Raw genomic sequence first — 19,702 nt, 5'->3', positions numbered from 1 at the left:
AAAAGTAATATAGCGATTTTTCCTTTGCATAGAAAATTATACTCATAAACAGGCTGCCTACAACCTGTACATACAAACCTATAATGTCGGATAAACGCCCATTAGATATAGCCGTAATTTCAGATGTTCATCTGGGAATTTACGGCTGCCACGCCAAAGAGCTGATTCAGTACCTGGATAGTATCGACCCGCGGATATTGGTGCTGAATGGGGATATTATCGATATCTGGCAATTCAGCAAACGCTATTTTCCAAAGGCGCATACCAAAGTGATCCGCAAAATCCTGAAGATGATCGGCAAAGGCACCGAGGTGTATTACCTGACAGGTAACCACGACGAGGCCCTCCGTAAATACGCAGGGTTTGAGCTGGGTAACTTTACGATCGATAATAAGCTGGTGCTGGACGTAGATGGCAAAAGGCACTGGTTCTTTCATGGAGATGTGTACGATGTAACCATGAAAAACTCCAAGTGGCTGGCCAAGCTGGGCGGAAAAGGGTATGATCTGCTGATTATCCTCAACCGGCTCGTCAATCATGTGCTGGAAAGCATGGGGAGGGAAAAGATGTCTTTCTCCAAAAAAGTAAAACAGGGGGTGAAGTCGGCCGTAAAATTCATTTCCGATTTTGAACAAACCGTTGCCGAAATAGCCGCCGATAAAGAGTTTGATGTAGTGTGCTGCGGTCATATCCACCAGCCTCTGATCAAAGAAATGCAGGTGGGCGATAAAACAATCACCTATCTGAATTCGGGCGATTGGGTGGAAAGTCTTACTTCCCTTGAATATACCAACCAGCAATGGGCCCTGTACCAACACCCCGTTACCCGGAAGGGCACGGTACTCGCTGAGGACGACGATGATGGACTCACCGACTGGGATGCTACCCGTATTATTACCTTCCCCGGCTCCTGATTTTTTCTTTCGTATTATTACATTTAAATATTTTAAATATATTTATATTTAAATACTATTTTCACAAAATCATAACAAGCGCTTAATATTAAATTAAAAGTAGACTACTAAGTTTGCCAGAGAAATAATTAAGTGTGACGATAGTGGCACATTTAGATAAGCAAGAAAAACAGCTAGATGAAAGTATTGAAGTTACATCCTTTAATGACGATCTCCCTATTGCAAATGCAGATCCAGCGTTTGCTTTATTGTAATGTGGCCGTGTATGTGCGTAATTCGCTTGCCAATACATTTGATACATTAAAAGACGCAGGTTTTGAAGAAGATGTTCTGATTGAATATCCTATCGATGAAACACTGAGTTTGCGGGAGTTTGAAGAAGAAGTGGAAGAAAGGTTCAATTTTTCACTGGAGTTGTGCAACAAGGACAACAAACCCTTCATGAATAAAAGCCAGCACTTATTCCAGATTGCCTGCCCGGTAGCCGACAGAAACACAGATCGTAATTACCAGCTGGATATTTCCCTTGACATGCTGACGAATAATAACCGCCAGTCGCCCCAGCAAAATATGTGGTAATTATTTGTTCGCCCCCTTATATATCCTCTCAGCTGACCCGGCTTATCTTCTCTTTAAAATTAACTACGCGAAAAACCTTTTATCAATTAACATTCTCGTAATACCCCGTTAACACTGCGGTAATGTAGTGCCAATACTTTTGCCATCAAATATTAAAACGGCCTTAAAACCGTATTAAAATCTGATTAAAAAATTATTGTGAAACGAATCTCTTCTATACTTATCTGGACACTGTTAGCGTGTTGCTCCTTCGCTAATGCTTCCTTTGCAGCTGATCCCGCCAAAATCACCGGTAAGGTTACCGACAAGAAAACAGGTGAAGCCATTATCGGGTTAACTGTAGTAGTAGCTGGTACCGGCAAAGGCGCAGTAACAGATGTGGAAGGAAGGTACCAGATTTCAGTTGACCCCGGCACTTATACCCTGGAGTTTAAATTCATGGGGTACCAGACGAAATCAGTTTCGGAAGTAATCGTAAGTGCAGGTAAACCTACGTACCTGGACATTGTAATGGAAGAAAGAAGCTCCAAAAGCCTGAAGGAAGTGGTAATCACCGGAACGGCCAAACAGGAAACCATCAATTCCCTGCTTACGCTGCAAAAGAATACCAACACAGTAGCACAGGTAGTATCTGCAGAAGCCATCCGTAAATCGCCGGACAGAAATACCGGAGAAGTATTGAAACGAGTATCCGGCGCCTCTTTGCAGGAAGGTAAATACCTCATTGTACGCGGACTCGCCGACCGTTATAATCAGGCCACGGTTAACGGCGCCCTGTTGTCCAGTACAGAACCAGACCGGAAAACATTTTCCTTTGACCTGTTTCCATCCAATATTGTTGAAAACATCGTCATCAATAAAGCAGCTGTACCTGAATTACCGGCAGAATTTGCGGGGGGCCTTGTACAGGTAAATACAAAAGATATCCCTTCCGAAAATTTCCTGACAGTATTGGCCGGTACGGGTTTTAATACCATGTCGGCCGGAAAGGACTTTAACACTTATAAAGGCGGCAACAAAGACTGGCTTGGGGTAGACGATGATACCAGAAAGCTCCCATCCTCATTTCCATCTACTAAAGCCGGTTATGATCAACTGTCAACAGCAGATAAAATTGCTGTATCCAAATCATTCCCGGATATATGGTCGGTAAATACAAAAACAACACCGCTTAACTCTAATTTCCAGATTGCCGGCGGTATCAATAAAGGAAAAGAAGGTAACCGTTTTGGTGCGGTACTGTCGCTAAGCTATAACCGTAACAACCGTAATTTCGATACTTACCGTACCGACTTTGATAATGACGGATCCCGTATCTACAACTATTACGATAAAAAATCTACTCAGAATGTATTGTGGGGCGGACTTGCTAATTTATCCTACCAGTTTGGCAAGAATAAGATCAGCTTCAAAAACCTGTACAGTGTTAATTCTACCGTGGCTACCACAGTAAGAACTGGTAACGATATTCCATCCGAAACAGATGTACGCGCTTATGAATTGGGATTCAACAGCAACCGCATCTATACTTCGCAATTATCCGGTGAGCATTTCTGGGAGAAAGCAAAGGTGAAGATCAAATGGAACGGCAGCTACACCAACATGAAACAGGATGTGCCGGATCTTCGCCGGTTGGGTTATAACAGCATTGCCGGTAAGAATGATTTTTATGCCAATATATCTTCCGGTGGTTCCGCTACCCTTACTGGTTCCGGCCGTTTCTATTCCAAACTGAATGATAATATTTACGGTGGTATCCTGGACCTGAGCCGGTTTGTGAAAATCGGTGGCCGGCAACAACAGGTAAAGATGGGTTACCTGGTTCAGAGTAAGGAACGTGGTTTCACGCCACGTGCGCTTGGCTACACCCTTTTTGATGCCGGCGATCCTTATGCACATGACCTGGTGCGCTTAACTCCCGATAAATTATTTGCACCGGAGAACTTTACCGACCGCTTATTGCGGATGGATGAAATTACCAATACGCCGGATGCTTATGGCGCCAATGCGCTGCTCAACGCAGGTTACCTGCAGTTTGATAACAATATTTATGAGAAATGGCGACTGGTATGGGGGGTGAGAGTGGAGAACTTTGACCAGTCGATTAAATATAACCAGAACGGACCACAGAATAATAAAACTACGGTAACGGATATATTACCTTCCGTGAACCTGACCTACCTGCTGAACGCAAAAACAAATATCCGTTTCAGCGCATCTCAAACCGTTATCCGGCCTGAGTTCCGTGAGCAGGCGCCGTTTGCCTTCTACAACTTTGATCTCATGGCTACCGAATCCGGTAACTCTAACCTGAAGAGAAGTAAGGTGACCAATGTAGATCTGCGCTATGAGCTGTATCCCCGCTCCGGAGAAGTATTAACCATTGCTGGTTTCTACAAGCACTTTGAATCTCCTATTGAAAGATTTTACAATAGTGGTGCGGGTTCTGTTGGCTTAACCTACCTGAATGCTCCTAAGGCGAATAGCGCCGGCGCCGAAGTAGAATTTAGAAAGAATCTCGATTTTCTGAATCCTGATAATGCAGGATTCTGGCATTCTTTCACGGTGTTTTCTAATGTGGCCTATATCTATAATAAAGTTTCTTTCGAAAAAGATAAAGTGCTGAAAGCACGGCCTATGCAGGGGCAATCTCCTTATGTGATCAATGTAGGTTTACAGTTTGAAAAAGAATCTACCGGTACTGTGGCGAATGTATTATTTAACCGAATTGGCAGAAGGATTTTCATTGTAGGTAACGACACGGAGCCTGATGTATATGAAGCGCCGAGATCTTTACTGGACTTCATGGTAGCGCAGAAGGTTTTCCGTAAAGGAGAAATCAAGCTGACCGTAAGTGATATCCTGAATCAGCCGGCTAATTTTTACCAGGATAATGACGACAACGGCAAGTACGACAAAACATCAGACTTCCTGAGAATAAGTACCAAAGGCGGTACCAATGTGAATCTTTCTTTCTCTTATAAATTCTGATAAAGAGAAGCGTAATAATAGGAATAGTAGATTTTAAAAATTGCATTTAATTTCAATCCATCTGACATGAAAAAAATTCTGTTTCCTGTAATGTTTTTGGCGGTGATTATCTCATCCTGCGGCAAAGACGATGATCCTACAACTCCGCCACCGGCTCAGCCAGTAGACATGACTAAGGCTACTATTGAAAGAACCAGCGATAACAGTGAATTTAAGGAATCTCCTGAAACACTGCCAAAGCAGATCACTTCCAATACTGTTTTGAAAACAGGTAAAACTTACCTGCTGACTGATTTTACTTTTGTATTGAACGGTGCAACTATTAAAATAGAACCAGGTGTTACCATTAAAGGATCCAAGTCTCCGAATAAAGGTGCGCTGATCATTACCAGGAATGGTAAGATTGATGCACAGGGTACTGCTGCCGCTCCGATTGTATTTACATCCAGCCAGGCTACTCCTAACAGTGGCGACTGGGGTGGTATTATCCTGTTGGGTAATGCGCCTAACAATGGTGCAAAAGATGGTATTGCCGGCTTACAGGCCATTGAAGGCGGTGTAAATGAAACGGCTACTGGTTACGGTTTACATGGTGGTACCAAAGCTGATGATAACTCCGGCATACTGAAATATGTCAGAGTAGAATATCCAGGTATTGCCTTTGCCGTAAACGATGAAATCAATGGTGTTACTTTTGGTAGCGTTGGTTCCGGAACTACCATTGATTATGTACAGGTAAGTTATTCCGGCGATGATTCGTTCGAATGGTTTGGTGGTACAGTAAATTGTAAGCACCTGATCGCTTATCGCGGTACAGATGACGATTTCGATACTGATAACGGTTTCTCCGGAAAGATCCAGTTTGGCCTGGTACTGCGTGATGCTGCTATCGCTGATTTCGGTCCGAGCGGTGCTTCCAACGGTTTTGAATCTGACAACGATGCAGACGGTACTACCAAAACGCCGCAAACTGCTGCTACTTTCAGCAACATGACTATTGTAGGACCTTACGCTAACGCCGCTCCGGCTGCTACTGCTGCTCCTTACAAAAGAGGTGCGCATATCAGAAGGAACAGTAAAATTTCAATATTCAACTCTGTATTTGTTGGCTGGCCTGTTGGCTTGTTTGTGGATGGTGCGCTGACAGAAGCAAATGCTACTTCCAATGCACTGGAGTACAAGAATAACACCATTGCCGGTAGTCCACTGGTGGTGGCTGCTGGTACCGCAACATTTAATTCCCTGGCCTGGTTCAGCACTGCAGCATTTGCCAATAAAACACTGGCTGCTGTTACTGATGTGAAACTGACCAATACTGGGTATACTACTTTTGATCCAAGCCCCGCAGCTGGTTCTCCGCTGTTGGCTGGTGCGGATTTCACCAACGCGAAATTAGGTGGTGGCGCTTTTACTACCACTACCTATGTGGGTGCAGCAGCAGCAGGTGACACCTGGTTTAAAGGCTGGACCAAATTTGCAGATAAATAGTATTTATTTAAATTTCATAAACTGTAATCTTAGGCCGCCCGGGTTTTTACCCAGGCGGCTATTTTTTATTTGCCCAGTTTAGCCATATACTTCTCCGGTGCTTTTTCAAACACATTTTTGCAGGTAGCCGAGCAAAAATGCAGGGTATCTGTTTTATATACTGCCCATTCTTTATAACTGGTATCGTAGGGCATTTCACAAACGGGGTCCGGAAGTTTATTGACTGCAATAGCTGCTGGTGTTTCGGCAGCGGGAGCAGTAGTATTTTCAGCGGGCGCCTGCTTTTGTGCGCAGGCAAACAGGAATAAGGCGCTACACGTAATGAATATATATTTCATAGAATTTTTTAACGAAGGTATAGATAAAAAAGAATTACGGATTTGCGGGAGATAGTGAACTGATTACACTTCTTCCAACAAATCCGTAATACTATATAGTAATTGCAGCAGTTATCTTACCAGATCACTACCCGTTCTGCTTCCGGCAGCACCATTTTATTGCCCGGAGCGCAGCCCCATGCAGCCTGGAATTCAGCCAGGTGAGGCAGTGGTCCGTTGATGCGGAATTTTGCCGGTGAGTGCGGATCTGTCTGGATCTGGTTGCGCAGGGCAGCATCTGTGATATTGCCATGCCATACCTGAGCCCAGCCCAGGAAGAAACGTTGCTGCCAGGTAAATCCATCAATAGGTTTGGGTTCACCTTTACCTTCAAACGATTTTACGAGGGCATGATAAGCAAGCGTTAAACCACCCAGGTCGGCTACGTTTTCACCGATGGTTAAGGCGCCATTGATTTTGAAACCAGGCAGTGCTTCGAGGCTGCCGAAGTAGTCGATATAGCGCTTGGTCAGTTTATCGAAGTTCTTGCGGTCGGCTTCTGTCCACCAGTTTTTCAGGTTACCTTCTGCATCGAACTGTGAGCCCTGGTCGTCAAAGCCGTGGGTAAATTCGTGGCCGATAACGGCGATGATACCGCCATAGTTGATGGCATCATCTGCATTAGGATTGTAGAAAGGAGGCTGGAGAATACCTGCAGGGAATACTACTTCGTTGTTTAACGGGTTGTAGTATGCGTTTACGGTTTGAGGCGTCATACCCCATTCGCTTTTATCTACCGGTTTGCCTATTTTATCAACATTTTCTTTGTGTACATATAAGCTTGCGGCGATTACATTTTCCACCAGTTTACCTTTTTCTATATTGATGGAAGAGTAATCTTTCCATTTGTCGGGGTAACCGATTTTATAGGTAAAGGAAGCGAGTTTTTTGTGTGCCATTTGTTTGGTAGAATCGCCCATCCAGGTGAGTTTATCGATTCTTTCTCCATATACTTTACGCACATTTTCGATCATTTCAGATACTTTCTGTTTGCTGCTTTCCGGGAAGTACTTTTTGGCAAACAGTTTACCCAGCGGCATGCCCATTTTTCCGTCGGTGGAGCGGATAGCGCGTTCTGCGCGGGTTTTCTGCGACTTTTTACCTGTCATTACCGTACCGTAGAAATGGAAATTTTCATTATCGAAAGTAGCAGGTAAATAACCGGCAAACTGGCCGAGCAGCTGCCATTTGGAATATGTTTTCAGTGTTTCGAGTGGCGTAGCTTTCAGCAAAGCGTTGGCTTTGGTGAGATAGGTCTTGTTCTGGAGCACGAGGGTATCGGTTTTGATATCCTGTTTAGCGGCGAAGTTTTCCCAGTCGAAGTCGGGCGCCAGTGTTTTCAGTTCTGAGAAGGCGGCCCTGTTGTATGTTTTAACCGGATCGCGCAGTTCTACATTGCTCAGCTGGATAGCGGCGAGTTTGGTTTCAAAATCCAGGATGGTTTGTCCGGCGCTTGCTTCAGGGAAACCTGCCAGTTTAAACATTTTATCAACGTGACTAACAAATTCGCTGCGCACATTTTTGGTAGCGGAATCCTGTCTTTCGTAGTAGCTTTTTTCACCGAGGCTCAGGCCATCCTGTGCCTGGTAAAGCACATTCATTTTACTGTTTTTGGCGTCTGCGTCTGCACCAAAACCGGTAAAGGAAGATACCCCGATTTTCTGGAGTTCACCGGTTACGCTGGCCCAGTCGGCGAGTGTTTTAATGGCGGCAATCTTATCGAGGTAGGGTTGCAGCGGGGTGATGCCGCGTTGTTCGATAGTAGCGGTATCCAGGAAAGATGAGTAATAGTCGGCGATCTGTTGTTCTTCTGTGCCTTTTTTCAGGTCTGTTTTGCTGGTAATTTCAGCAATGATTCCTTTGAGGCGAACTTCCTTGTTTTCTTTATCGAGAACGTTAAACGCTCCCCAGCGGCTTTCTGTAGAAGGGATGGGGTTGTTTTTTTTCCAGTTACCATTCACGTAGTTGTCAAAATCATCACAGGCTTTGTAGGAAGAATCGATATCAGCCAGGTTAAAAGCGGGCACCTTGGTGGTGTCGGCCGTTTCCGCCTGCTGCGAGGAACTGTTGGAATTGCAGGCTGCAAATGTAACCATGGCAGCCAGCAACGGTAGTTTTACCGCATTGGTTTTGTTCATATTTAAAACAGGTTTAGTATCCTAAGTTATGGAAAACGGGTCAGGTTGCATGAAAGGTTTTTTATGAACGGCAATCGCCGCCATGATGGCTGTTGCCGATCAAATCCCGGAATCTCTAAATAATTAGGTAGGTTTGTGTTACGTAAATTAACATATAAATGGATTTCAGGTTTAAATTGTACAGGGTTACCACGGCTATAGTATTGATGATATCCGGTATTTTCACATTCATGCTCTTGTCCAGCATACTTTTTCTGGGTACCAACTTCGGGTCAATTGTATTCCTGCTTTCTATGGGGGCCTGTTTTATTCATAGCGTTTTATCATTATATCTTCAGCGGAGCCTGTTATTACCGGAAATTCCGCTGAAAGAGAGTACGCCGGGTGGCATGAGATTTATGGGTACAATAGGGCTGATATTTGCTGTTCTGCTCATTTTGTCGGGGTTAACCATATTGCTGGTTACGCCGGAGCAGATGAAAGCGGAGATCGACAATCTGCCGCCGGATCAGCAGGCGGCGGTTAAACAAACCCTGATAGCGCCGATAGGCGTTTTTCTGCTGGTGGTGGGAAGTTTGATCGCATTGAATATAGGGTTGTCGTTCCGGTATCTCCGTCAGTGGCTGCAATTGCAGGGCGGGAGGAGCGAAGAACATGAAGAATAAAAAACGGAGTTATGGAAAAGCGGGAGATAGCCAACAGGGATGATATCATATTACTGGTAAACAGTTTTTACGATAAAGTAAAAGCGGATGATCTGATCGGCTTTATTTTTAATGATGTAGCAAAGGTAGACTGGCCGCATCACCTGCCCATTATGTATAATTTTTGGGAAGGGATTCTGCTGGACGGCGGTAATTACAAGGGAAATGTGATGGATCCTCATTTTAAGCTGAATAAACTGATCCCATTGGAGCCTGCCTATTTTGACCGCTGGCTGCAACTGTTTGAAGCCACCGTCGCCGAAAATTTTACGGGAGAGAAAGCCGCACTGGCAGTTACCCGCGCCCGGTCTGTAAAAGGGATTATGTCGTTTAAAATGAACCAGATCAATCATCCTGGTACCGGCAATCAAATTCCGCTCGTTAACCCGGGCAATAAACAATAAACCAATAAGTGTAGTATGCAACCATTAGCGGAGCGGTTAAGACCGGTAACGTTGGATGAACTGGTGGGGCAGGAGCATCTTACCGGCAAGGACAGTATTTTAAGAAAAGCGATAGAGCAGGGAATGATTCCTTCCATGATTTTGTGGGGTCCTCCCGGTGTTGGAAAAACAACTATTGCCAATATCATCGCACATACATTACAGGTGCCTTTTTACACACTCAGTGCTATATCGGCCGGGGTGAAGGAAGTGAGGGAAGTGATAGAAATGGCCAGGCGGCAACAGCATGCGGTGTTATTCATTGATGAGATCCACCGGTTTAATAAATCACAGCAGGATGCCCTGCTGGGCGCTGTAGAGAAAGGGATCATTACGCTTATCGGCGCCACTACCGAGAACCCTTCTTTTGAGGTAAATGCGGCGGTATTATCCCGCAGCCAGGTGTATGTATTGAAACCTCTCGGCAACGATCAGCTGATGCAGTTGCTGCAACAGGCCATGGAACGGGATGAGTGGCTGCGCAGTAAAAATATCGAGATAAAGGAAACCAGCGCCCTGTTTAATATTTCCGGCGGAGACGCACGTAAACTGCTCAATCTTTTTGAGCTGGTGGTGACTACTTTACGGGAAGATCCGCTTGTGATTACCGATAAAAAAGTAATGGACATCGCCCAGCAACGGGTAGCTATCTACGATAAAAAAGGAGAACAGCACTACGACATTATTTCCGCGTTTATCAAGTCCATCCGGGGCAGCGATCCCAATGCGGCATTGTACTATCTCGCCCGGATGATCGACGGCGGAGAAGATGTGAAATTCATTGCCCGCAGGCTGGTGATCCTGGCGTCGGAAGATATCGGCAATGCCAATCCCAATGCACAGTTGCTGGCCACCAGCTGCTTCCAGGCCGTAAACCTGATCGGCTTTCCTGAATCAAGGATTATCCTGTCGCAATGCGTTACCTATCTCGCTGCTTCTGCCAAAAGCAATGCAGCGGTTGCTGCTATCAGCGCGGCGCAGTCGGTAGTCGCTAAAACCGGTGACCTGCCCGTGCCTTTGCATATCAGGAACGCCCCTACGAAATTGATGAAAGAGATGGACTATGGCAAAGGGTATGCATACGCACATAGTTATGAAAACAATTTTGTGATACAGGAATTTCTGCCGGATGCTATCAAGGGAACGAAATTTTATGATCCGGGAAATAACCCGCGTGAAAATGAATTGAGGAATTACCTGAAGAGTTTGTGGAAGGAAAAATATAATTATTAAAGATAAAGTATTAAAGACAAAGCGGCCTGTTCAGTTTGCTGAACAGGCCGCTTTGTCTTTATGCAGGCGTTACTTCCCGGATACTTCTTCAATACTTCTCGGATACTTCTCAGATACTTAGGAGTAGCGTATGTGTCGTACTCCCCATACAGTCCCTATACACTTCCGATACACTCCCCATACACTCGTGATACACTCATGATACACGCCTCATACACTCCCTATACACTTCCCCTATTTGAAATGCAAAACACCTTCCTGGAAATAGTAACTCACTTCAGCAGTTGAAATGAGGTTGTCGAGGAAGTCCTGGAGTTTCTTTTGTTTGTTAATAACCCCTGTAAAGCACTTCTTCCCTACTGCGGGGTTATCTATCACTACCTGTACATCGTACCAGCGCTGAAGGGTCAGTGCAATTTCCTGTACGGGCGTATTGTAAAATATATATTGTCCTTTCATCCACGACAGCACCTGCCGCTCATCAAAAGCAGCTACTTGTACAGGCGCACCGGCAGTAACCCGTGCCTGGTAACCGGGCTTCAATCCTACGGTTTGCGTGGACGTGCGCATGTTTACACTTCCTTCCACCAGTGCAACTTTTACTGCTGCGGGGTCATAGGAGTTGATATTGAAAGCGGTGCCCAGTACTTCAATGGCTGCGCCGCCGGGCAAATGCACGATAAAAGGCCGCGAAGCGTCTTTGGCCACCTGCAGGTAAGCTTCTCCCCTGATCTCTATTTCACGGGTGTTGCCGGTGAAATTCACCGGGAAATGCGCGGTGGTAGCTGCATTCAGCCAAAGTACGGAGCTGTCGGATAACTTTACCTGGTAATCCATTCCGGTTGGAACGCTGATCGTACTCCATTGATTGCTGGCGCCTCCCTGCAGGGTTAATACCTTCCCGTTGTTATGAAAGCGGGCATCTCCGGCTACAATAGCCTGGCTGCCGCTACCAGTAAGATCAATTTCCTTGCCGTCGTCAATTTTCAGCAGAATGGCTTTGGCCGGCGCCGTAGCGGCGATGGATTTTTGGTGAGTAGCCCCGGGCAATTTCAGGTACAGCAAAACGGCTGTTGCAGCGGCAGCAATGCCGGCTGCCATGCCGATATACCGGGTGATTTTTTTTCTCCGTGCTTTTTTCAACTCATTGTGCAGGTTGGCCCATTCCTCGCGCGTATCCAGTTTCTCCATCATTACCTTGCCTTTGCCAACAGAGAAGAGCTGCTGCATTTCCTCCCACATCACCTGTACATCTTCCTGTTCCGAAATCAGGCGCTGTAGCAACAGCTCATCTTCCGGATCAATATGATTGTCCAGTTTATCTATCATCAGGCTTTTTATTTCTTCTGCAGTATGGTCCATATATTTTGAGCTCAAAGCATTTTCTTTCGTAAAAATTGCAGGGCACGGGATAGTACTGTTTTAACAGTATTAATGCTCACCCCTAATTCTGCCGCTACATCATTACGGCTTTTCTTTTCTATGTAATACAACTGGAAGATCCGCGCGGTTTTTGGCGGCAATTCCCCCATTACCTGTAATAAATGATCGGCCCTCTGCTGATATTGCACGGCCTGATCTTCGTCTCCGTGTACTTTTATTACAGCGGTATCTGACTGTACCGCATATTGATATCCTAATTCTTTCTGCTCGCGCGACTTCTCTGATTTTTTTAAATTAAGACACCTGTTGCGGACGCTTTGGGTCAGGTATGCTTTTATGGATAGAATATCTTCCAGGTTTTGTTTATGCCACAGATCAATAAATATTTCCTGTACCACATCTTTAGCCTGCTGCTCATCCCTCAGCAGGTAAAATGCCTCCATTACCATTCTTCTGTAATGAACAGAGAATATTTCACCGAATGCTTTCTGGTTTTGTTCTGACATCTTATAGCAGCAATCTAACGAGGAACAGGTTGGAATTTCTCTTACAAACCTAAACAAAAAAAATATTCAAAACAGTATAAAAAATTTGTCACCCGTTACAGACAAAAGTTGTCTATAGAACAAATTTCACGTACTTGAAAAACTGAACGTATGCCACATTATGTACGAGGTGCTTTTATTTTTCTATTGTCATGTTTTTACTTTATCCCGGCCAGTGGCCAATTACCGTCAGACAAAATTTCATTGAATGTCAGGAATGTATCGTTAAAAGAAATTTTTAATCAGATTACCGTTAAAACCGGCTACGACTTATTTTACAGCAATCAGCAGATCAACGACCAGCAAAAGGTGTCGCTGAACCTGAAGGAGGCGGCTCTCCAGGAAGTACTGAAAGCCGTATTGGGAAACGGTTTTACCTGGCAGTACCGCGACAAGGTCATTTACATTAAAAAAAAGGAAGGTCTGCCCCCGGATTCCACGCGCAATGCGCCTGCATTAACGGATACTGTTATGCGTATTTCGGGGAAGATCACAGACCAGAAAGGCGTACTGCTGCCCGGCGCCTCCGTGAAACTGAAAGGCACCGACAAGGGTGGCGTTACCAATGAAAAAGGGGAATTTGACATCCCCGATGTTACGCACGGCGCGGGGATACTGGTGGTATCTTATATCGGGTTTCAAAGCCGGGAAGTAGCCGTGAAAAACCGCTCGCAGATCAATGTAAGCCTGATGGGCGAAGGATCTACCCTGAACGACGTGCTGGTAATAGGTTATGGTACGGTGAAGAAGAAAGATGTGACCGCATCTGTATCCTCTATCTCAAAGGAAGCCATGTCGGAGAGAACATTGTTTTCCCTGGCAGATGCCATGAAAGGCAAAGCAGCGGGTGTGCAGATCACCCAGAACGATGGCACGCCTGGTTCTGAAAGCACCATCCGCATCCGCGGGGCCAGCTCCATCAGTGGCGGAAGCACGCCCTTGTATGTAATAGATGGGGTGATGCAGGAAAATGCCAATGATATTAACCCGGGAGATATTGAATCCATTGAGATTTTGAAAGATGCTTCCGGCACTGCTATTTACGGGGCCCGGGGCGCCAACGGCGTTATCATGATCACCACCAAAACCGGCAAGGCAGGAAAAACAGTGGTGGAACTGTACGCCAATACCGGTTTTCAGACACCCGGCCACCTGGTAGGCGTAATGGACGCTTCGGAGTACGCGCATGCCCGCTTCCTGGCTTCGGCCTATACCTATACGCCCGCAGATGCCACAGATCCCAATAAGCCGGCCACAGAACTCACCGGCTACACCTATTACCGGGATGCCCCACTGGGCAGTCCCGCCGGTTTCTGGGGAGTAGCCACCGATGAAACATATCACGACTGGTACAACTATAATAACCCCGATTCAACAAATACCGACTGGCAAAAGGCCATGTTTCAGAACAGCGCCATACAGGAATACCGTATTATCGCTTCCGGAGGCTCAAAAGACACGAAGTTTTCTTTTATGGGCGGTTATCTCAACCAGGGAGGACTGATCGTTTACAGCGGCTATGAGCGCTTTAACGGGCGGTTTAATTTTCAACAGAAACTATCACCTGCGGTAACCCTGACCAGCAATATTTCCGGCAGCCGGACTACTATCAACGGTTTTATCTCCGGTTCACAGAACGGCGGCATCACCTCCAATAGTGTTATCACCAGTATGTTCAGCCAGCAGCCGGTAAAGCCGCTCACCTTTTCCGATATTGAAGATAATGAAGGGGTGGAAGGTTACATCAGCACCAATCCCTATTCGCTGGCAAAGAATGTTACCAATAAAAGATCCAATGCCGAATGGGTAACGCGCCTGGCGCTGGACTGGAACATTAACAGGCATTTCACCTTTCGCACAACCGCCAATTATTCTGCTGTAAATACCAATACAGATGCCTATTATCCCAAGAATACATCTTCCGGCGCCAAGTACGGCGGGCGCGCAGTGCTGGCGAGAGGCGCCACTGATAAACTGATGAATGAAAACCTGCTGTACTATAAAGGCAATATAGGCAGGGATCACAGTATTAACATCATGGGCGGCGCCATCTTTGAACAGAACAAAGCGAGCCTTGTTACCGCCGAAAACCAGCATTACGATATAGAGTTGCTGGGACCATACGGCCTGGGAAACGGTACCGTGCCGGTAATACCCACCTATAACATTACCAAATGGACGATGGCCTCTTTCCTGGGAAGGGCGGAGTACAGTTACCGCCAAAAATATATGGCTACACTTACCATGAGGGCCGACGGGTCTTCCCGCTTCAGTAAAGATAACAAGTGGGGCTACTTTCCTTCTGCCGCAGTAGCCTGGAGAGCCAGCGATGAAAAGTTCCTGAAATCTGTACACGCAATCAGTAACCTGAAGTTCCGCGCAAGCCTGGGGCAAAGCGGCAATACGGCGATCCCGTCTTACCTGACACTATCTACGATTACTACTTACTTTTCCCCGATGGATGGCAACACTCCCGATTTTGGGGTGGTGGTGGAAAGACCTGAAAACGCTTCCCTCAAATGGGAAACCACCACACAGGTGGATGCCGGCATGGACCTCGGATTATGGAATGATAAAGTAAATATTACGGCCGACTGGTACCTGAAGCGGACTAAAGACCTGCTGATACAACAAATCACGCCTGGTTACAGCGGCTACAGGAGTTCATGGAATAACCTCGGTTCCATCCAGAACAGCGGGTTCGAATTTAATATCAGCTCCCCGCTGATTACCCGGGCGCAATTTGGCTGGAACCTGGATGCTAACATTGGCGTTAACCGCTCAAAGGCGGTGGAAATAGGACCGGATCTGGGTCTCGATCCTGCCGTGGTAGCAGGAATTGGTACCACCGCTATTATCAGGAACGGTCAGCCGATAGGGCAATGGTTCGGATACCAAACCAATGGCATTTTCCAGTCGCAGGCGGAAATAGATGCATCGGGGCTTACCGTTATCAACGGACAGGCCATCAGTAAAATACGGCCTGGAACCAGGAAGTTTATTGACCAGAACGGCGACGGTATCATCAATGCAGCCGACCGTGTGGTGCTGGGGCAGGGACAACCATCCTTTACCGGCGGCCTCACTAATTCACTCCGGTATAAAGCATTTAATCTGAATGTGGTGGTGCAGTACAGTTATGGCAATAAACTGTACAATGCCAACAGGGTGGCAATGGAAGCCGGAAGGAGCACAAATAATATGTCGAAAGGATCCATTAACGCCTGGCGTCCGTCTTTATACGATATGACATCAGGGGAACTGGTTGAAAAAGGGAATCCGAATAACAGCTACCGCATGCCCGGTAGTCCGGAAGAATTGCTGATGTTATCCGACTGGATAGAAGATGGCAGTTTTATCCGCCTGAGCGATGTAACCTTGTCCTATCATTTTACTGCGCGGAATGTAGGGAATATCACGCTTTTTGTAAGCGGTAAAAATCTCTGGATCAGCACAAAATACTCCGGGTATGATCCGGAGGTAAACACCCGCCAGGGAGGTTTCGGAGACCTGATGCCATCATTGGACTACGCCTCTTATCCACGCTCCAGGGTATACTCATTCGGTTTAAAAGCTCAATTCTAAATGTTATGAAATCAGCTATTATACTTGCATGTACGATCGTACTTTTTTCTTCCTGTAAAAAATTTCTGGAAGAAAAACCGCAAACTCAATATACCACCGACAATTTTTTTGTTGATAAGTCCACACTGGAAGCAGGAATTGTAGGAATGTATTCTTCTGCAAAAGACCTGTTCGGCGTATACACCAATACCCCGTTGTTCATGACAGAAATAGGTACAGATGAAGCCATGTTCAAAGGGACTTCCGGCGTACGTTTTAATTTCGACCGTTATACTTTTTCTGTAAGCGAAGGATCGATCTATGAATACTGGATCAGGCACTATGAAATTGCGGCAAGGGCTAACATTGTTATTGATGCTGCCGCTAAAGTTGCCACCATCTCTGATGCCGACAGGAAAGTGATTACAGGAGAAGCCCGTTTTATCCGCGCCTTTGTGTACTTCCGGCTGGTACAGGCTTTTGGGGATATTCCCATCATAGAGAAGCCAATCAGTGGAAAATTTGATTACGGTCTTCCGAGACGACCCCTCAAAGAAGTGTACGACTTCATTCTCAGCGATCTCACCTTTGCGTCGCAGGATGGTGTGCTGACAACCCAAAAAACAAACGACGGACATGCCAATCAATGGGCCGCCAAAACGTTGCTGGGCAAAGTATATCTCACCATGGCCTCTGCAAAGGAAACCGCACTCACCAAACAAACGGGCAAAGTAGATGGCTACAAGGATATAGCAATGGATGTAAAAGCGTTGTATACAAAAGCCTGGGAAGCGCTGAAGGACGTGAAAGATAACAGTGGTGCGGATCTGCTGCCGGTGTACGGAGATGTGTTCAAAATTGAGAATAAAAATGTGAACAGGGAATCGTTGTTTGAATTGCAGTTTAGCCCGGTCGTTCCTTATGGCACACAGTGGACCAAGGAATATGGTATGGCTTACACAGGCGGCCTGGTGAATGGTAACCCGCTCTACTATACCAATTCTATGGCCGGCGTGAATAACCTCGTGTATGTGCCGAAGTTTTACACCTACTACAAGAAAACGCCGAAAGACGTGGATTATGATAAAAGAAGGGTATGGAACCTTTCCGATTCCATGATCAATGTGGCGAATAATGCACCGTCTAAATTGACGTATATCTGGACTTCGCCCTACTCGCCGGATGCTTACAACCAAACTATCCTGGGACGCTGCGGCGTTACCAAATACCGTTGGGGGGCTTCCTGGCAAACCACTTCGCAATACCTGTATTCCAATTGCCCTAACAATGTGATTGTGCTGCGCTTTGCAGATGTGTTGCTGATGTTTGCGGAAGCGGATTATAAAATGAACGGAATCATTTCAGCAGAAGGGCTGGCTGCGATCAATAAAGTGAGGCAACGCGCCCGCGGACTGGATGCCAGCGGTGTTCCTGTTACCGCCGCACAAACGCCGGGCTTTAATGATTATACCGCTGCAGATATTACTACCGATGAAATACTGATGGAACGAGCCCGGGAGCTTTGCTTTGAATTTCAACGCTGGTTCGATCTCGCGCGTACAGGCAGGTTTGAGGCATTCCTGAAAAAGAACCGGGATGCCGGCAATACAAAAATTGTAAATACAGCCACCAGTTTTGATCCGGCAAAGCATTACCTGTTTCCTATTCCACAATCTGAAATAGACTTGTCTACCAACAAAGAAAACTTTAAACAAAACCCGAATTACTAAAATGAAAGTAAGAAGCGTATTAATCAAATGGATCATTGGAATGATCTTACCATTTTCTGTTAGCGCGAATAGTATGGCGCCGGCTGAATATGATGTGGTAGTATACGGCGGCACCGCGTCGGGCGTAATGGCGGCGGTTACAGCGGCGCGTGAAGGGCTTAAAGTAGCCATACTGGAACCAAAGAAGCATCTCGGCGGCATGGTCACCGGCGGCCTTTCTGCGACTGATCTCGGGCGTAAAGACGTGATCGGCGGATATGCGAAAGAAGTATACCAGCGCTGCGGTAAATATTACGGTCTCACTGATACGGTTGCCTGGTTTCCTGAACCGCATGTAGCCGAAAAAATATTAAACGATATGGTGAAAGAAGCCAACGTGACCGTATTTTTTAATCACCGCCTGAAAGAAAAGAACGGCGTTAAAAAGAAAGAGGGAAAAATAACCGCGATTACCATGGAGAACGGCGCTTCTTTTTCTGCCAAAGTATTTATTGATGCCACCTATGAAGGCGACCTGATGGCGTTTTCAGGCGTATCGTATATCGTGGGCCGGGAAGCACAGAGCCTGTACGATGAATATTCTGCCGGTATCAGGGAAGGCTCCGGGACCAGGAGCGCTTTTGAAAACGGGAAATTATTGCCTGGCATCCAGCCAACACCTCCGGGGCCAATAGGCGCTGGCGATAAGAAAACCCAGTCTTATAACTTCAGACTTTCCCTTACCAACAATAAAGCGAACCAGGTACCTTATCCTAAACCGGCCAAATATGATCCTGCCAGGTACATTGAACTTTATTATTCTACTATGGATGCCATTGAAAAACTCGGCGCCGCGGAAGCCGCTGCAAAGCTGTTCCCTGGCATGGGAAAAATACCCAACAGTAAAGTAGATCTTAACATGGCGGATTATGTTGGTGGCAACTGGGATTATCCTGATGGTTCGTATAAGCGCAGGGCAGCAATATGGCAGGACCATATTGATTATGTAGCCGGGTATGTTTATTTCCTGGCAAATGATCCACGTTTGCCTGCCGAATTCAGGAATGTGTTTAATCAATGGGGATTATCGAAAGATGAATTTGCAGATAATAATAACTGGCCTTATGAGTTATATGTGCGTGAGGCCCGTCGCATGACTGGTGATTGGGTGATGACACAGAAAGATGTGATTTCAGAAATGCAGAAACCCGATCCAGTTGGCCTGGGCTCCTATGGCCTGGATGTGCATCGTGTACAAGGGTACGCCGACAGTAAAGGCCGTCTCAAATATGAGGGCGGGTTACAACGTACCGAACCTGAACGGATGAAGCATATTCCTTACCAGATACCTTACCGCGTGCTGTTGCCAAAGAAAAAAGAAGCCAGCAATTTACTGGTAACCGTGTGTATATCGGTAAGTCATGTGGTATATGCCACCATCCGGATGGAGCCGCAGTATATGATCATGGGGCAGGCAGCAGGCGCAGCGGCGGCATTGGCTGTTAAGGAAAATAAAGCCGTGCAGGATGTGGATACGAAAGTATTGGGTAATAAATTAATAGCACAGGGAGCTAAGCTGGAGTCAAAAATAAAGCAACTCAGCGACTTGCCTGCACCAGCGTCAATAGACTAAA

14 protein-coding genes are annotated in these 19,702 nt (G+C 46.1%); 10 read left to right on the top strand and 4 right to left on the bottom strand.

The window, feature by feature from the left end; all coding sequences use genetic code 11:
- Positions 1-83: 83 nt before the first annotated feature.
- The 4 genes from QFZ48_RS08265 to QFZ48_RS08250 all read left to right on the top strand — a co-directional run bounded on the left by QFZ48_RS08265 (position 84) and on the right by QFZ48_RS08250 (position 5,972).
- Positions 84-914 carry a UDP-2,3-diacylglucosamine diphosphatase gene (locus QFZ48_RS08265; RefSeq protein ID WP_429044131.1) on the top strand — a complete coding sequence of 277 codons (831 nt, stop codon included), beginning with the start codon at positions 84-86 and terminating at the stop codon, positions 912-914.
- A 177-nt stretch (positions 915-1,091) separates the two neighbouring features.
- Positions 1,092-1,493, top strand: a complete 402-nt coding sequence (locus tag QFZ48_RS08260) for a hypothetical protein (RefSeq protein WP_370911135.1) — start codon at positions 1,092-1,094, stop codon at positions 1,491-1,493.
- Between the two features lie 198 nt (positions 1,494-1,691).
- Positions 1,692-4,484 carry a TonB-dependent receptor domain-containing protein gene (locus QFZ48_RS08255; RefSeq protein WP_429061921.1) on the top strand — a complete coding sequence of 931 codons (2,793 nt, stop codon included), beginning with the start codon at positions 1,692-1,694 and terminating at the stop codon, positions 4,482-4,484.
- Between the two features lie 66 nt (positions 4,485-4,550).
- Positions 4,551-5,972 (top strand): hypothetical protein, encoded by a 1,422-nt coding sequence (locus tag QFZ48_RS08250; RefSeq protein WP_429044137.1) that lies wholly within the window; start codon positions 4,551-4,553, stop codon positions 5,970-5,972.
- A 65-nt stretch (positions 5,973-6,037) separates the two neighbouring features.
- Here QFZ48_RS08250 and QFZ48_RS08245 read toward each other — a convergent pair whose 3' ends face one another.
- The gene (locus tag QFZ48_RS08245; RefSeq protein ID WP_429061919.1) at positions 6,038-6,310 is read right to left on the bottom strand and encodes a YHS domain-containing protein; all 273 of its coding nucleotides are present in this window, start codon (positions 6,308-6,310) and stop codon (positions 6,038-6,040) included.
- Between the two features lie 116 nt (positions 6,311-6,426).
- Positions 6,427-8,487 (bottom strand): M13 family metallopeptidase, encoded by a 2,061-nt coding sequence (locus QFZ48_RS08240; RefSeq protein ID WP_429061917.1) that lies wholly within the window; start codon positions 8,485-8,487, stop codon positions 6,427-6,429.
- 158 nt (positions 8,488-8,645) lie between these two features.
- On the opposite strand from QFZ48_RS08240, the gene QFZ48_RS08235 reads away from it, so the two are divergent.
- Genes QFZ48_RS08235 through QFZ48_RS08225 form a run of 3 tightly spaced genes read left to right on the top strand, consistent with a single transcriptional unit; the run spans position 8,646 to position 10,867 of the window.
- On the top strand, positions 8,646-9,152 hold the full coding sequence (locus QFZ48_RS08235; RefSeq protein WP_429044143.1) for a hypothetical protein: 507 nt from the start codon (positions 8,646-8,648) through the stop codon (positions 9,150-9,152).
- 11 nt (positions 9,153-9,163) lie between these two features.
- On the top strand, positions 9,164-9,595 hold the full coding sequence (locus QFZ48_RS08230) for a group III truncated hemoglobin (RefSeq protein WP_429044146.1): 432 nt from the start codon (positions 9,164-9,166) through the stop codon (positions 9,593-9,595).
- Positions 9,596-9,610: 15 nt separating this feature from the next.
- Positions 9,611-10,867: a replication-associated recombination protein A gene (locus QFZ48_RS08225; RefSeq protein ID WP_370911128.1), complete on the top strand. Its 1,257-nt coding sequence runs from the start codon at positions 9,611-9,613 to the stop codon at positions 10,865-10,867.
- 234 nt (positions 10,868-11,101) lie between these two features.
- On the opposite strand, the gene QFZ48_RS08220 is transcribed toward QFZ48_RS08225, so the two are convergent.
- Both QFZ48_RS08220 and QFZ48_RS08215 read right to left on the bottom strand, forming a co-directional pair.
- On the bottom strand, positions 11,102-12,229 hold the full coding sequence (locus QFZ48_RS08220) for a FecR family protein (RefSeq protein ID WP_429061915.1): 1,128 nt from the start codon (positions 12,227-12,229) through the stop codon (positions 11,102-11,104).
- Between the two features lie 11 nt (positions 12,230-12,240).
- Positions 12,241-12,756 carry an RNA polymerase sigma factor gene (locus tag QFZ48_RS08215; RefSeq protein WP_429044150.1) on the bottom strand — a complete coding sequence of 172 codons (516 nt, stop codon included), beginning with the start codon at positions 12,754-12,756 and terminating at the stop codon, positions 12,241-12,243.
- Between the two features lie 150 nt (positions 12,757-12,906).
- On the opposite strand from QFZ48_RS08215, the gene QFZ48_RS08210 reads away from it, so the two are divergent.
- Genes QFZ48_RS08210 through QFZ48_RS08200 form a run of 3 tightly spaced genes read left to right on the top strand, consistent with a single transcriptional unit; the run spans position 12,907 to position 19,701 of the window.
- Complete coding sequence (locus QFZ48_RS08210) at positions 12,907-16,380, top strand: TonB-dependent receptor (protein WP_429061913.1); 3,474 nt, start codon at positions 12,907-12,909, stop codon at positions 16,378-16,380.
- 5 nt (positions 16,381-16,385) lie between these two features.
- On the top strand, positions 16,386-18,089 hold the full coding sequence (locus tag QFZ48_RS08205) for a RagB/SusD family nutrient uptake outer membrane protein (protein WP_429044154.1): 1,704 nt from the start codon (positions 16,386-16,388) through the stop codon (positions 18,087-18,089).
- Between the two features lies 1 nt (position 18,090).
- Complete coding sequence (locus QFZ48_RS08200) at positions 18,091-19,701, top strand: FAD-dependent oxidoreductase (protein ID WP_429061911.1); 1,611 nt, start codon at positions 18,091-18,093, stop codon at positions 19,699-19,701.
- The last annotated feature ends 1 nt before the right edge of the window (position 19,702 follow it).

The sequence above is a fragment of the Chitinophaga sp. W2I13 genome (genome assembly GCF_050434005.1).
GTDB lineage: Bacteria > Bacteroidota > Bacteroidia > Chitinophagales > Chitinophagaceae > Chitinophaga.
The sequence above is the reverse complement of the archived record's forward strand: the minus strand, read 5'-3'. Positions and strand labels throughout refer to the sequence as shown.